The 15,523-nt window shown below is 67.3% G+C and carries 6 protein-coding genes; all 6 read left to right on the top strand.

The features are described 5' to 3' along the window. Positions 1–47: 47 nt before the first annotated feature. Positions 48–1,973 carry a 1,4-alpha-glucan branching protein GlgB gene (gene glgB / locus ACSFA8_RS03825; RefSeq protein WP_435478177.1) on the top strand — a complete coding sequence of 642 codons (1,926 nt, stop codon included), beginning with the start codon at positions 48–50 and terminating at the stop codon, positions 1,971–1,973. Beyond that, positions 1,966–4,008 (top strand): alpha-1,4-glucan--maltose-1-phosphate maltosyltransferase, encoded by a 2,043-nt coding sequence (locus tag ACSFA8_RS03820; RefSeq protein ID WP_435478176.1) that lies wholly within the window; start codon positions 1,966–1,968, stop codon positions 4,006–4,008. Before glgB ends, ACSFA8_RS03820 begins: the two co-directional genes overlap by 8 nt. 14 nt (positions 4,009–4,022) lie before the next feature. Continuing rightward, positions 4,023–7,376, top strand: a complete 3,354-nt coding sequence (treS, locus tag ACSFA8_RS03815; RefSeq protein ID WP_435478175.1) for a maltose alpha-D-glucosyltransferase — start codon at positions 4,023–4,025, stop codon at positions 7,374–7,376. After that, positions 7,373–8,194 (top strand): mechanosensitive ion channel family protein, encoded by an 822-nt coding sequence (locus ACSFA8_RS03810; protein ID WP_435478174.1) that lies wholly within the window; start codon positions 7,373–7,375, stop codon positions 8,192–8,194. The genes treS and ACSFA8_RS03810 overlap by 4 nt, the downstream gene beginning before the upstream one ends. A 333-nt stretch (positions 8,195–8,527) precedes the next feature. Next, positions 8,528–10,366: a malto-oligosyltrehalose trehalohydrolase gene (treZ, locus tag ACSFA8_RS03805; RefSeq protein WP_435478173.1), complete on the top strand. Its 1,839-nt coding sequence runs from the start codon at positions 8,528–8,530 to the stop codon at positions 10,364–10,366. Beyond that, positions 10,359–15,452 carry a malto-oligosyltrehalose synthase gene (locus tag ACSFA8_RS03800; RefSeq protein WP_435478172.1) on the top strand — a complete coding sequence of 1,698 codons (5,094 nt, stop codon included), beginning with the start codon at positions 10,359–10,361 and terminating at the stop codon, positions 15,450–15,452. The genes treZ and ACSFA8_RS03800 overlap by 8 nt, the downstream gene beginning before the upstream one ends. The last annotated feature ends 71 nt before the right edge of the window (positions 15,453–15,523 follow it).

Below are 15,523 nucleotides of genomic sequence, written 5' to 3'. Positions count from 1 at the left end.
CGGGCGGTTCCGCGCTCCAATGAGTTGCTCGCAAGCCACCGGACGCAATGTCCGGCCACAAGGGAAATTCATCCGTGCAAAACCATCAACAGCGCTTCGGCGAGCAAGACAGCTGGCTATTCCGTGAAGGCACCCACGCCCGCATGCACGACATGCTGGGATGCCATCTGCGCGCCGACGGCAAGGGCGCCGCCTTCGCAGTGTGGGCCCCCAATGCGCGCGCCGTCTCCGTCATCGGCGACTGGAACGGGTGGAACGACGGCGCGTTGCCGCTGGAGCCCCGCCCCGACTCGAGCGGCATCTGGGAGGGGGTTGCGCCCGAAGCAAGGCGCGGGCAGGCCTACAAGTACCGCATCTTTTCGCAGCACAACGGCTATGTGGTCGACAAGGCCGACCCGTATGCGTTCTATGCCGAGGCGCCGCCGGCCACGGGTTCGCGCGTGTGGTCGCTCGAACACGACTGGAGCGACGCCGACTGGATGGCCTCGCGCGCGCCGAGGAACGCGCTCGACGCGCCGATGTCCATCTACGAATTGCACCCAGGCTCCTGGCAACGCCAGGATGGCCAGATGCTGGGCTACCGCGAACTGGCCCGCCGCCTGGCCGACTATGTGATCGAGATGGGCTTCACGCACGTGGAGCTGATGCCGATCACCGAGCACCCGTTCTACGGCTCCTGGGGGTATCAGACCACCGGCTACTTTGCACCGACCTCGCGCTACGGTACGCCGCAGGACTTCATGGCCTTTGTCGACCACCTGCACCAGCGTGGCATCGGCGTGCTGCTCGACTGGGTGCCTTCCCACTTTCCGACAGATGAGCACGGCCTCGGCTATTTCGACGGCACGCACCTGTTCGAGCACGAAGACCCGCGCCAGGGCTTCCACCCCGAGTGGAACTCGAGCATCTTCAACTACGGCCGCAACGAGGTGCGCAGCTTTCTCATCTCGTCTGCGCTGTTCTGGCTGGAGTACTACCACCTGGATGGCCTGCGGGTCGATGCGGTGGCATCGATGCTCTACCTCGACTACGCACGCAACGCTGGCGAGTGGATCCCCAACAGCAACGGCGGCCGCGAGAACCTCGAGGCCATCGAGTTCCTGCGCGACCTGAACCGCGCGGTGTACCGCGAGCACCCCGACACGGTGTCGGTGGCCGAGGAGTCGACGGCCTGGCCGATGGTCTCGCGCCCGACAGACATGGGCGGCCTGGGCTTCGGCATGAAATGGAACATGGGCTGGATGCACGACACGCTGTCGTTCTTCGCACGCGATCCGATCCACCGCCGGCACCATCACCACCAGCTGACCTTCTCGCTGATCTATGCCTTCGATGAGAACTTCGTGCTGCCGATCTCGCACGACGAGGTCGTGCACGGCAAGGGATCGCTCATCAACAAGATGCCGGGCGACAGCTGGCAGCAGTTCGCCAACCTGCGCACGCTGTTCGGGCTGATGTGGGCGCACCCGGGCAAGAAGCTGCTGTTCATGGGCTGCGAGTTCGGCCAGCGACGCGAGTGGACGCACGACGGCGAACTCGAATGGTGGGTGGCCGAGCATCCCGAACACGCCGGCCTGCAGGGCTTCGTGCGCGAACTCAACCGGGTCTACAAGGCCGAGCCGGCGCTCTACCAGCTCGACTTTTCGCCCGACGGCTTCGAGTGGATCAACGCCGACGATGCCGACGCCAGCGTGCTGGTGTTCCTGCGCAAGCCGCGCCGGGGCGGTGCGCCGGTGCTGGTGGCTTGCAACCTGACCCCGCTGCCGCGTACAAACTACGTCGTTGGCGTACCGACCGGCGGCATCTGGCGCGAGTTGCTCAACAGCGATGCCATCGAATACGGGGGCGCCGGCTGGGGCAACATGGGCAGCGTGAAGTCTGCGTCGACGCCCGCCAATGGCCGACCGCACTCGCTGAGCCTGACCCTGCCGCCACTGTCCACTCTGATCCTGAAGCCTTCGAACGATGCCTGAAACCCAGACCCCGGCCCTTCTCGCAGCCGCACCGCCCGGCATGCCGCCCGACGGGCGCGTGCGCACCATCATCGATGCCGTGCTGCCGGTGGTTGACGCGGGGCGCTTCGCGGTCAAGCGCACGGCCGGCGAAAAGCTCGAAGTCAAGGCCCATTGCTTTGCCGAAGGGCACGACGTGCTGCGCGTCATGCTGCGCTGGGGGCCAGAGAGCAACATTGCGGCGCACGAGGTGGAGATGGTGCTGCTCTACAACGACATCTGGGAGGCCGACTTCGTGCCACCCGTGCCGGGCCGTTATGCCTACACCGTGGTCGCCTGGGTCGACTCCTTCGCGTCCTGGCGGTACGAACTCGAGCGCCGCGTCGACGAAGAAGACATTCGCGTGGCGGCGCAGGTCGGTGCCATCGAAATCGCGAGCGCGGCCGGCCGTGCCCAGGGTGCGGATCAGAAAGCGCTGACCGCCTGGGCACAGACGCTGGACCGCAGCGCCGCCGATCGCGGCATCGACGGCGCCAGCCTCAAGGCCATGGCACTCGACGAAGACCAGGCTGCCATCGCCGCCAGGTACCCGGATCGGCGCTTCGAGGCGCACTTCGCCGAATTGCCGCTGATCGTCGACCGCGAGCGCGCACGCTTCAGCAGTTGGTACGAACTGTTTCCGCGCTCCACCGGCCCGGCCGGCAAGCACGGCACCCTGCGCGACGTGGAGACGCGGTTGCCGGCGATCGCGAAGATGGGCTTCGACGTGCTGTACTTTCCGCCGATCCACCCGATCGGCCGCATCGACCGCAAGGGAAAGAACAACGCGCTGGTGACCGAGCCCGACGACGTGGGCAGCCCCTGGGCCATCGGCGCAGTCGAAGGCGGCCACAAGGACATCCTGCCCGCGCTGGGCACCCTGGCCGACTTCCGCCACCTGGTCGCGGCAGCGCACGGCCATGGCCTCGAGATCGCGCTCGACATCGCGTTCCAGTGCGCGCCCGACCACCCCTATGTCAAGGCGCACCCGGGCTGGTTCCGCTGGCGTCCGGACGGCAGCGTGCAGTACGCCGAAAACCCGCCCAAGAAGTACCAGGACATCTACCCCTTCAACTTCGAGTGCGACGACTGGCAGGGCCTGTGGCTCGAACTCAAGAGCGTGTTCGACCACTGGATCGCCGAGGGCGTGACGATCTTCCGCGTCGACAACCCGCACACCAAGGCGTTCCCGTTCTGGGAGTGGTGCATCACCGAGATCAAGCGCCAGCATCCCGGCGTCATCTTCCTGGCGGAGGCGTTCACGCGGCCGAAGGTCATGCACCGGCTGGCCAAGGTCGGCTACTCGCAGTCGTACACCTACTTCACCTGGCGCAACACCAAGGCCGAGCTGATCGAGTACTTCACCGAGCTCTCGCAGGGGCCGGGCTACGAATACTTCCGCCCCAACGTGTGGCCCAACACGCCCGACATCCTGCATGCGCAACTGCAGGGCGGCGAAGCGGCGATGTTTCGTCTGCGGCTGGTGCTGGCCGCCACCCTGGCGGCCAACTACGGCATCTACGGGCCGGCTTACGAGCTGCTGGAGCATCTGCCACGCAGTCCCGGCAGCGAGGAATACCTCGATTCCGAAAAGTACCAGCTGCGCCACTGGGACCACGACCAGCCGAAGAGCATCGCTCCGCTGATCGCGCGGGTGAACCGCGTCCGGCACGACAACCCGGCCCTGCAGTTCAACGGCAGCCTGCGCTTCCTGGCCGTCGAAAACGAACAGTTGCTGGCCTATGCCAAGGCCTCCCCCGACGGCCGCAACGTGGTCGTCACAGTGGTCAACCTCGATCCGCACAACCCGCAGGAAGGCTGGGTCGGCCTCACCCCCGAGTCGATCGGCGTGGAGGCGGGCCACAGCTTCCAGATGCACGATCTGCTGAGCGACGAACGCTTTCTCTGGCAGGGCGAATCCCACTACGTGCGGCTCGACCCGCAGCAGACGCCGGCCCACATCCTGCTTGTCCGGCGCCGCGTGCGCGACGAGAACGACTTCGAACAATTCCTTTGAGGATCCCGTTGCCCATGAACGCTCCCGTCCCCGCCCTGGTCCTTGAAACCCCCGAGATCGACAGCACCGACGACGCGCAGTGGTACCGCGATGCGGTGATCTACCAGCTCAACGTCAAGGCCTTCTTCGACACCAACGAGGACGGGATGGGCGATTTCAAGGGCGTGACGGCCAAACTCGACTATGTAAAGGATCTGGGCGTCAACACCATCTGGCTGATGCCGTTCTACCCCTCGCCGCTGCGCGACGACGGCTATGACATCTCCGGCTACGAAGACGTGCATCCGCAGTACGGCACGCTGGCCGACTTCAAGGAGATGCTGGACGAAGCCCACAAGCGCGGCCTGCGCGTGATCACCGAGCTGGTGATCAACCATACTTCGGACGAGCACCCTTGGTTCAAGGCCGCGAGGCAGGCCCCGCCCGGATCGCCCGAGCGCGACTTCTACGTGTGGAGCGACACCGACCAGATCTACCAGGGCACGCGGATCATCTTCACCGACACCGAGACCTCGAACTGGACTTGGGATCCGGTGGCCAAGCAGTACTACTGGCACCGCTTCTTCAGCCACCAGCCGGATCTCAATTTCGACAACCCGGCGGTGCTCGAGGCGATCTTCAAGACCATGCGCTTCTGGCTCGACATGGGCGTGGACGGGTTCCGGCTCGATGCCATCCCCTACCTGGTGGAGCGTGACGGCACCAGCAACGAGAACCTGCCCGAGACGCACGCGGTCATCAAGAAGATCCGCACGGCGGTCGATGCCGAGTACAAGAACCGCTTCCTGCTGGCCGAAGCCAACATGTGGCCGGAAGACGTGCGCGAGTATTTCGGCAACGGCGACGAGTGCCACATGGCGTACCACTTCCCGCTCATGCCGCGCATGTACATGGCGATCGCACAGGAAGACCGCGACCCGATCGTCGAGATCCTGCAGCAGACGCCCGACATTCCCGACGGGTGCCAGTGGGCGATCTTCCTGCGCAACCACGACGAGCTCACGCTCGAGATGGTGACCAGCAAAGAGCGCGACTACATGTACACGACCTATGCGTCGGACATGCGTGCTCGCATCAACCTCGGCATCCGGCGCCGCCTTTCGCCGCTGATGGACAACGACAAGGATCGCATCAAGCTCATGAACGGCATGCTCCTGTCGATGCCCGGCTCGCCGATCATCTATTACGGCGACGAGATCGGCATGGGCGACAACGTGTTCGTGGGCGACCGCAACGGCGTGCGCACGCCGATGCAATGGGCGCCCGACCGCAATGCCGGCTTCTCGCGCGCCGATCCGCAGCGGCTGTACCTGCAGCCCATCATGGATCCGATGTACGGGTACGAATCCGTCAACGTCGAATCGCAATTGCGCGACAACAGCTCGCTGCTGCACTGGACGCGCCGCATGCTGGCCGTGCGCAAGACCAGCAGCGCGTTCGGGCGCGGCAAGAAGATCTTCCTGCGCCCCGGCAACCGGAAGATCCTGGCCTACCTCAGCATCTTCGACGACGACGTGATCCTCACGGTGTTCAACCTGTCGCGCGCGGCGCAGCCGGTCGAGCTCGACCTGTCGGCCTACAAGACGCGCGTGCCGGTCGAGATGCTCGGGCGTTCGTCGTTTCCGCCGATCGGCGAGTTGCCTTACCTGCTCACGCTGGCCTCCTACGGCTTCTACTGGTTCAAGCTCACCACCGATGCCCCTATGCCCACCTGGCACCAGGAGGACGTGGGGCTGCGCGAGCGCCCGACACTGGTGCTGTTCGACGGCTGGAGCAGCTTCTTCCGCGAACGTGTGATGCCATGGCGCATCGGCATGGCGGAGCGGCTGCGCGAGCAGGTCGAGGCCGACGTGCTCGCGCGCCACATCGAGGTGCAGCGCTGGTACGGCGCCAAGGGCAGTGCCATCACGCGCACCACCATCGCTGAGCATGCCGTGTGGGAGCACGGCCGACTGCGCTGGATGCTGCCGATCCTCGACGTGCAGGCCACCGATGCAAAGTCCACCTACTTCATGCCGCTGGCACTGGCCTGGGAAGACCATGACGATGAGCGCATGAAGCAACTCGCGCCGGCCGCGATTGCCAAGGTGCGCCAGCAGGCCGAGGTGGGCCTGATGGCCGACGCCTTCTACGACGAGGCGTTCTGCCGCGCCGTGGTGCTGGCGATCGCACAGGGCCTCACGCTGCCGGCCGAGCGCGGTGAAATCCGCTTCACGTCGACCGGCGCGCTGGCCGACGTGACGCAGGAGGACGTCGACGCGCTCGACGTGAGCCGGCCGAGCGCGGCCAGCAGCAACACCGTTGTCACGCTCGGCGACCAGCTGTTTTTGAAGGGCTACCGGCACCTGCACGAGGGCATCAACCCCGAGCTCGACGTCGGCCGCTACCTCACCAAGGTGGCCCGCTTCGCCAACTGCGTGCCGGTCGCCGGTGCCATCGAGTACCACGGCGCCGACGGCAGCGTGATGACGCTGGCGCTGCTGCAGGCCTTCGTGCCGAACCAGGGCGACGCGTGGGAATACACGCAGGCCTACCTCGACCGGTTCCTGTCGGAGCAGCGTGCCGCCACGGAAGGCGATGCGGTGGTCGACCATGGCGCCTTTCTCACGTTGGTGCGGATACTGGGCCAGCGCACCGCCGAGTTGCACCTCGCCTTTGCGCGCTCGAGCGGCGATCCGGCGTTCGATCCCGAACCACTGACGGCGACCGACCGCGTCGCGCTGCGCGACAACGCGGTCGCCGAAGCGCGCCACAGCTTCGCCATGCTGCGCGAGCGGCTCGCGAGCCTGCCGCCCGAAGCCCAGCGGGACGGCGAGCGCCTGCTGGCGCAGGAGGCGTCGATGCTCCACCGCATCGAACAGTTCGAGACCGAAACGGGCAATGCCGCCGGGATCAAGTCGCGCTTTCATGGCGACTACCACCTCGGCCAGGTGCTGGTGTCGCGCAACGACTTCGTCATCATCGACTTCGAGGGCGAACCGGCCCGCGACTTCGCGGAGCGCCGCGCCAAGACCTCGCCGCTGCGCGATGTGGCCGGCATGCTGCGCTCGTTCAACTATGCGCGGTGGTCGGCACTCAAGCGCGCCGCGCACAACCCGGATGAACTGGCCCGGCTCGATGCCGCCGCGGCCGACTGGGAAAGCCAGGTGCGCAGCGCGTTCCTGGGCGGCTATGTCGACACGCTGGCGGTGGCCGGCGCGCCAGCGCCCGAAACCGAGCTGCTCTCGCTGTTCGAGATGGACAAGGCCATGTACGAGCTGCGCTACGAGTTGAACAATCGCATCGACTGGGTTCAGGTGCCAATGCAGGGGTTGCAGGCCCTCGCAGCCCCGATCCGCGCCGAAACCGCACGAGGAGAAGCCGCATGAACGAGTTCAACTTTTACCTGGAGCCCCTGCGCGGGATCCTCTACCAGATCGGCGCATTCCTGCCGCGGCTGCTGATCGCAGCGCTGGTCGTCATCGTCGGCTGGCTGTTCGCCAAGGTGGTGCGCTTTGCGGTCACGCGCGGGCTGCGGGCCGTCAACTTCAACGTGCTGACCGAGCGCTCGGGCCTCGACAATTTCCTGCGCCAGGGCGGCATGGAAAAAGACACCGGCGACATCATCGGCGTGCTTGCCTACTGGCTGGTGGTGCTGGCGGCGCTGATCATCGCGTTCAACGGCCTTGGGCTCACCTACATCACCGACCTGCTCGGGCGCGTGGTGTGGTTCGTGCCGAACATCTTCGTGGCGCTGCTGGTGCTGGCCTTCGGCTCGTACTTCGCACGTTTCGTGGGCGACGCGGTGATCACCTATGCGCGCAACGTCAAGCTGGCCGACGCCCGCTTCTTCGGCAAGCTGGCGCAGTACGCGATCATGATCTTCGTGGTGCTGATCGCGCTCGACCACATCAAGGTCGGCGGCGACATCGTGCGCGAGAGCTTCATCGTGATCCTGGCCGGTGTGGTGTTCGCACTGGCGCTGGCCTTCGGCCTGGCCGGCAAGGACTGGGCGGCCGATCGCATCGCCCAGTGGTGGCCCCGCAATGGCATGCCCAGGCCGGCAGTGCGGGACAGCGATTTCGCCGATCTCGAAGCGGCATCCGATCTTTCGCCCGAAGCGGTCGAGCCGCCCGCCGCGCCGCCGCGGCGACGCGGCCGCCCTCTGATGCCGAGCCGGCCGAGCGATCCGCCGCCGCCGCTTTGACGCCTTGAACTGGGACTGCATGAACGACCGAGATTCGATTGCGACATATGGGTGCGAGGCGCTCCGGCGGGCTCAGGGCGGCGGGGCACGCTGCTCCGCGAATGTCCCCCGGCCTGCGGCCTCCTCCTTTATTTCGCTGCGCAGCGTGCCCCACCGCCCTGATCCTGGACGCGGCGTGTCCGGTTCGCGCCGAACAAGCAGAGCGTGTCCAAGGCCGCTGGTGGTGGGTGGCCCCTGCAGCGAAATAAAGGAGGAGCCGAAGGCGGGGGACATTCGCGGAAGGGGCCACCCGCCGCCAGCGGCCCGCCCCCATCTCCTCGATCGCAGCCCCGCATGAAACATGTGCATTCGATGCCGTTCGGCGCGACCGTGCACGACAGCGGTGTGCGCTTCAGTTTTTGGGCACCAGACGCCGAGGGCATCGCACTGAAACGAAACGACCACCCTGCAGCGCCGATGACGCGCGACGCGGAAGGTTGGCATCGGCTCGATGTGCCCGATGCACATGCCGGCGACCGCTACCACTTCCGCCTGCCCGACGGCACCCTGGTGCCCGACCCAGCCTCGCGCTGCAACCCCGACGACGTGCATGCGGCCAGCGAGGTGGTCGACCCGCGCGGCTACGTGTGGCGCGACGACGCATGGCGCGGCCGCCCCTGGGCTGAAGCCGTCATCTACGAACTGCACATCGGCACCTTTACGCCAGAAGGCACCTTTGCCGCCGCACGCCGCCGCCTGCCCGACCTGATGGCACTCGGCATCACTGTCATCGAACTGATGCCCGTGGCCGACTTTCCCGGCGAGCGTGGCTGGGGCTACGACGGCGTGTTGCTGTTCGCGCCCACCGCCGCCTACGGCACGCCCGACGAACTCAAGGCCTTCGTCGACGCCGCGCACGAACACGGCCTCATGGTGCTGATGGACGTGGTCTACAACCACTTCGGGCCCGAAGGCAACTACCTGCACGCGGGCAGCCCGTCTTTCTTCAATGCGGCACACCAGACGCCCTGGGGCTCGGCGATCAACTACGACGGCGACGCATCGCGCACGGTGCGCGACTTCTTCGTGCACAACGCGCTCTACTGGGTCGAAGAGTTCCGCTGCGACGGGCTGCGTATGGACGCGGTGCATGCAATCCGCGACGACTCCAGCCCCGACATCGTGGAAGAAATCTGCGCGGCGCTGCGCGAGGGGCCGGGCCGCGAGCGCCAGATCCATGTGGTGCTCGAAAACGATGCCAACGGTGCGCGCTACCTGGCGCGTAACGCCGACAGCACGCCGCGGATCGCCACAGCGCAATGGAACGACGACCTGCACCATGCGGGCCACGTGCTCGTGACCGGCGACACCGATGGCTACTACGCCGACTACGCCGACGACCCGGTGAGCCAGTTCGGCCAGGCGCTTGCGCAGGGCTTCGTGTTCCAGGGGCAGCCGTCACCGTTCCGGGAGGGCGAGTCGCGCGGCGAGCCGAGCGGACACCTGCCGCTGGGCGCCTTCGTTTCCTTTTTGCAAACGCACGACCAGGTCGGCAACCGCGCCTTCGGTGACCGCATCCACGCGCTGGCCGACCCGGTGTCGCTGCGTGCCGCCTACGCCTGCCTGCTGCTGTCGCCACATGCGCCGATGCTATTCATGGGCGAGGAGTACGCCGCCTCCACGCCCTTTCTCTACTTCTGCGATTTCGGGCCCGATCTGGCCGCCGCGGTGTCGACCGGTCGCCGCGCCGAGTTCGGCAAGTTCGCCGCGTTTGCCGACGAGGCGGCGCGCGCGCGCATTCCGGATCCGAATGCAGCTTCGACCTTCGAAGCGTCGAAGCTGCGCTGGGAAGAACGGCTGCAGAGCCCGCACCGCGAATTCATGACCCATATCGCCGAGCTGCTGGCGATCCGCCACCACGCCCTGGTGCCGCACCTCGCAGGCCAGCCCGGTGGTGGGCGCCACTGGCGCGACGGCGCGGCGCTGCGCGTCGAATGGCCGCTGGCGGGCGGCGCCAGCCTGCAGCTGCTCGCCCACTTCGGAACACAGCCTTTGACGGGCGTCCGCGCGCTGCGCGGCCATGCCATTCATGCCTTCGGTCTCGAGACCGAGGGCCACGACACGCTGCGCCTGGCACCCGGCGCTGTGTGCATCGCGTTGCAGCAAAGAGACCAAGAGAGCACCCATGGATGAGGTTCCCGGCGGCCACGAGGCGTTGCAACGCCTGTGCGCCCACTTTGGCATTGCCACCGACTACCACGACATCTTCGGCCACCGCCATGTGATCGCGCCGGACAACCTGAGCGCGCTGCTTGGCAGCTTCGACGTCGACACCGGTCAGCCGCTGCAACAGGCCCTGCACGACCTGCAGCACGCCGCCTGGCGGCAAGCGCTGCCGCCGGTGCAGGCGATCGACGCCGACCAGGCGCACTGGTCGCTCACGCTGCGCCTGCCCGCCGCATTGGCCGAGACCGGCTGGACGGTGGTGGAAGAAAGCGGCCAGCAGCACACCGGCCAGGTGTCCCTGCATGCCATTCCCGAGGGCGCACGCACCGACATCGATGGCGTTCCGCACTGCGAGCGCCAGCTCGAACTGGCGCTGGCGCTGCCGATGGGCTACCACCGCCTGCGCATCGACGGCCTGGCCGGGGAGACCCTGCTGCTCTGCGCACCGCCGCATTGCTACCGCCCCCCGGCGCTGCAGGACGATGGGCGCGTCTGGGGCCCGGCGGTTCAGCTCTATGCGCTGCGCTCCAACCGCAACTGGGGTATCGGCGATTTCAGCGACCTGGCCAGGCTCGCACAGCAGTCCGCGCAACGGGGCGCAGGCATCCTTGGCCTCAATCCACTGCATGCGCTGTTCCCGCACAACCCGGCCCATGCAAGCCCTTACAGCCCGTCTTCGCGGGTGCAGCTCAACGTGCTGTACATCGACGTCGAGGCGATCGACGAGTTCCGCGAATGCGAGGCCGCACAGCAACGCGTGCAGTCGCCCGAATTCCAGAGCCGCCTGGCCGCGCTGCGCGAAGTGGATCTGGTCGACTACCCCGGTGTAGCGGCGGCCAAGTTCGAGATCCTCGAACTGCTCTATGCGCATTTCCGCACGCAGCACATCGCAACCGGCAGCGCTGGCGCGCAGGCTTTCGATGCATTCCGCGCAGAGCGCGGTGCGTCGTTGCGCCGGCATGCGCTGTTCGAGGCACTGCAGGCGCATTTCCATCAAGCCGACGCGGCCGTCTGGGGCTGGCCTGCATGGCCCGAGGGCTACGGCGCGCCGGACGCGCCGGCGGTGGCCCGCTTTGCCGAGCAGCACGAGGAGCGCATCAGCTGCTTCGAATACCTGCAATGGCAGGCCGCACGCCAGCTCGACCGCGTGAGCGCGCAATGCAAGGCGGTTGGCATGGCGGTCGGCCTCTATCTCGACCTGGCCGTGTCGGTCGACCGCGCAGGCTCCGATGCCTGGTGCGAGCGCGACGCCTTCGCGCTCGGCGCCAGCGTCGGTGCGCCACCCGACGAGTTCAACCCGAACGGCCAGGGCTGGGGCCTGCCGCCGTTGCGCCCGGACCGGCTGCGCGAGACCGGCTACCGTTTCTTCATCGAGACCCTGCGCGGCAGCATGCGCGGCGCGGGTGCGCTGCGCATCGACCATGTGATGGGCCTGATGCGCCTGTTCTGGATCCCGCCCGACAAGACCCCGCACGACGGCGCCTACGTGCACTACGCCCTGCACGAGATGCTCGCGATCGTGGCCATCGAAAGCCAGCGCCAGGGCTGCATGGTGATCGGCGAAGACCTCGGCACCGTGGCCGACGAGATGCGTGGCGCGCTGGCGCGCTTCGAGGTGCTGTCGTACCGCCTGCTCTACTTCGAGCGCAACCACGAGGGCGACTTCAAGGCGCCGGCCGAGTACCCGCGCAACGCGCTGGTCGCGATCAGCACGCACGACCTCGCCACCCTCACGGGCTGGTGGGCTGGCCACGACCTGCGCCTGCGCCTGTCGCTCGGGCTGTTCCCGAACCAGGCCCTCTTCGAAAAGCAGCTGTTCGACCGCGCGCAGGAGCGCGTGCGCCTGCTGCTGGCGGTGCAGCGCGCCGGCCTGCTGTCGGCCGACGCGGTGGCCGAATCCACCGGTGCGCAAACGCTGCCGCCGGCCGTGGTCGCCGCGATCCACGCCTATGTGGCGAGCACGCCGTCGCAGGTGATGATGGTGCAGCTGGAGGATGCGGTCGGCATGCTGGAGCAGGCCAACATGCCCGGCACCACCGAGGCGCAACCGAACTGGCGGCGCAAGCTGCCGCTCGATCTGCAGCAACTCGCGGCCGATGGCCAGGCGCTGCAGTTGTGCGAGACGCTGGCGGCGATCCGCCCGCATCCCGCGCCGAACGCAGATCGGCAGCGTGGCATCGCAACGGTGATTCCACGCGCCACTTACCGCCTCCAGTTCCACAAGAACTTCCGCTTCGACGATGCGATCGCCGTGCTGCCCTATCTGGCGAAGCTCGGCGTGAGCCACATCTACTGCTCGCCGATCCAGCGTGCGCGCCCCGGCAGCACGCACGGCTACGACGTGGTCGCGCACGACGAGATCAACCCTGAACTCGGCGGGCGTGAAGGCTTCGAGCGTTTCAGCGCCGCGCTCAAGGCGCATGGCATGGGCCAACTGCTCGACCTGGTGCCGAACCACATGGGGGTTCTGGCGGCCGACAACGCTTGGTGGCTCGACGTGCTGGAGAACGGGCCGGCCTCGCCCTATGCACAGCACTTCGACATCGACTGGCAGCCACTCAATGTCGAGTTGCAGGGCAAGGTGCTGCTGCCAGTGCTCGGCGACCACTACGGCGACGTGCTGGCGCGCGGCGAGCTGGTGCTGGCCTTCGATGCCGAGGCTGGCAGCCTGGCGCTTCGCTACCACGAGCACGGCTTTCCGCTGGCACCGGAGACCTATCCGCGCGTGCTGCAGCGGGCCGAATCGCGCATCAACGATGTCGAGCTGTCCGCCAGCCTGGCCAGCATCGCGTCTTCGTTCGGCCATCTGCCGGAGCGCACCGCGACCGAACCCGAGTCGGTGGCCGAACGTGCGCGCGACAAGGAAGTGCTCAAGGGCCGGCTCGCCCGCCTGGTTGCGCGCCAGCTCGACGTGGCGCAGGCGATCGCCGCCGCGGTGGCCGAGTTCAACGGCCCGACCGAGCGCGACGCGCTGCATGCGCTGCTCGAGACGCAGGCCTATCGCCTCGCCTACTGGCGCGTGGCCGCCGACGAGATCAACTACCGGCGTTTCTTCGACATCAACGAACTGGCTGCGCTGCGCGTCGAGCGAGAGGAAGTGTTCGAGGCCACGCAGGGCATGGCACTCGACCTGGCCGCAGCCGGCGTGGTCGACGGCCTGCGCATCGATCACCCCGACGGCCTCTACGACCCGGCCCGCTACTTCGAGCGTCTGCAGCTCGGCTTTGCGCTTCGCGCTGGGCTGGTGTTGCCGGGCCCCGATGCGCAGGGCCGGCCGGCCCGGCCGCTCTACGTGGTGGCCGAGAAGATCGCCGCCTCGCACGAAGAAGTTCCGGTGCAGTGGCACATCCACGGCACCACCGGCTACCGCTTTGCCACGGTGGTCAACGGCGTGCTGCTCGACGCGAGCGCGGACGAGCGCTTCCAGCGCATCTGGCGCAGCTTCAGCGGCGTGGAAGAAGAGTTCGAGGAGCTGGCCTACCGCGGCAAGCGCGCCATCATGCGCAACGCGCTGTCGTCCGAACTCAACGTGCTGTCGACCGAGCTGCTGCGCATCGCGCGCGCCGACCGCCACACGCGCGACTACACGCTCAACACGCTGCGCCGCGCGCTGGCCGAGGTAGCGGCCTGCATGCAGGTCTATCGCAGCTACATCATCGACGTGCCTTCAGTGCAGGATCGCCACTACATCGACGAAGCCGTGGCCCACGCGCGCGAACGCAGCCTCGATGCCGACGGGTCGGTGTTCGAGTTCCTGCGCCGCACCCTGCTGGCCGAGACCATTGCCGATGCGCCGGAGGCGCTGCGCGCGCGCGTGCGGCGCTTTGCGATCCGGTTCCAGCAATTCAGCGCGCCGGTGACGGCCAAGGGGGTGGAAGACACGGCCTTCTACCGCTACTTTCCGCTGAGTTCGCTCAACGAAGTGGGTGGCGAGCCAGCGCATTTCGGCATGACGGTGGCAGCCTTCCACGCCGCCAGCGCCGACCGCGCGCTGCGCTGGCCACACACGATGCTGGCCACGTCGACCCACGACAACAAGCGCTCCGAGGATGTGCGCAACCGCATCAACGTATTGTCGGAAATGCCTGCCGCATGGCGCCTGGCGCTGCGCCGCTGGCGCGCGATGAATGCCGCGGACGAGGGTACCGCGCTGCCCTCGGCAGCCGACCAGTACCTGCTGTACCAGACGCTGCTCGGCACGCTGCCGGCCGGCGGCCTCGACGCCGGCACGCGTGAGAACTATGCGGAGCGCATTGAGCGCTATGCGCTCAAAGCCGCGCGCGAGTCGAAAGCGCACACCAGCTGGGTGGTTCCAAATCCCGATTACGAAGCGGCGCTGACGCGCTTTGTGCACCGCCTGCTGGCACGCGTGCGGGACAACCCGTTTCTGGATGACCTGACAGCGCTGAGCAGCACGCTGGCCTGGTTCGGCGCGCTCAACAGCCTGTCGATGACGCTGATCAAGTACGCCTCGCCCGGCGTGCCCGACCTGTACCAGGGCAACGAGCTGATGGATCTGAGCCTGGTCGACCCCGACAACCGGCGCCCGGTCGACTACGCGACGCGCTCGCGATGGCTCGACGAGCTGACGCAGATCGCGCAGCAGCCCGACATGGCGGCTGCCGTCGGCGCGATGGCCAGCCGGCCGTACGACGGCCGCGCAAAGCTATGGCTCACGTGGCGATTGCTGGGCCTGCGCAGCGAGCAGCCGGCACTGTTTCGCGACGGCAGCTACACGGCGCTCCAGGCCAGGGGGTCCAAGGCCCAGCACGTGCTGGCGTTCATGCGGCAGCACGAAGGGCAGACGCTGGTTGTGATCGCGGCGCGGCTCTTCGCGACGCTGGAAAGCGACCCGGTCGCGGCGGCTGCGGCGCGACGCCTCCCGTTGGGCAACGTGCCGTGGGGTGACACGCTGCTGAAAGTCCCGGGCTTCGCCGATGGCGCGCGCTTTGGGAACGTGTTGACCGGGGAAACACTTGTTCTGACGGGCGGCGTGCTGCGGCTCAGCGCTGTAATGGCGAGCTTTCCGGGTGCAGCTTTGCGATCGATTTGACAACTATTCCCGCCGCAGGACGGGCGTTGCAACCTTTTTCCCGCTTCCGGCACGCGCGGAGGCAGCTCTGT

It is taken from the genome of Variovorax nitratireducens (assembly GCF_051216545.1).
Classification (GTDB): Bacteria; Pseudomonadota; Gammaproteobacteria; order Burkholderiales; family Burkholderiaceae_C; genus Variovorax.
Note: the sequence above shows the minus strand (reverse complement) of the source record. Positions and strands in the feature narration are given on the sequence as shown.

What these genes read in the sequence shown, in the direction of transcription:
- glgB (WP_435478177.1), top strand. Translation starts at nt 48, where the DNA reads ATGTCCGGCCACAAGGGAAATTCATCCGTGCAAAACCATCAACAGCGC.
- ACSFA8_RS03820 (WP_435478176.1), top strand. Translation starts at nt 1,966, where the DNA reads ATGCCTGAAACCCAGACCCCGGCCCTTCTCGCAGCCGCACCGCCCGGC.
- treS (WP_435478175.1), top strand. Translation starts at nt 4,023, where the DNA reads ATGAACGCTCCCGTCCCCGCCCTGGTCCTTGAAACCCCCGAGATCGAC.
- ACSFA8_RS03810 (WP_435478174.1), top strand. Translation starts at nt 7,373, where the DNA reads ATGAACGAGTTCAACTTTTACCTGGAGCCCCTGCGCGGGATCCTCTAC.
- treZ (WP_435478173.1), top strand. Translation starts at nt 8,528, where the DNA reads ATGAAACATGTGCATTCGATGCCGTTCGGCGCGACCGTGCACGACAGC.
- ACSFA8_RS03800 (WP_435478172.1), top strand. Translation starts at nt 10,359, where the DNA reads ATGGATGAGGTTCCCGGCGGCCACGAGGCGTTGCAACGCCTGTGCGCC.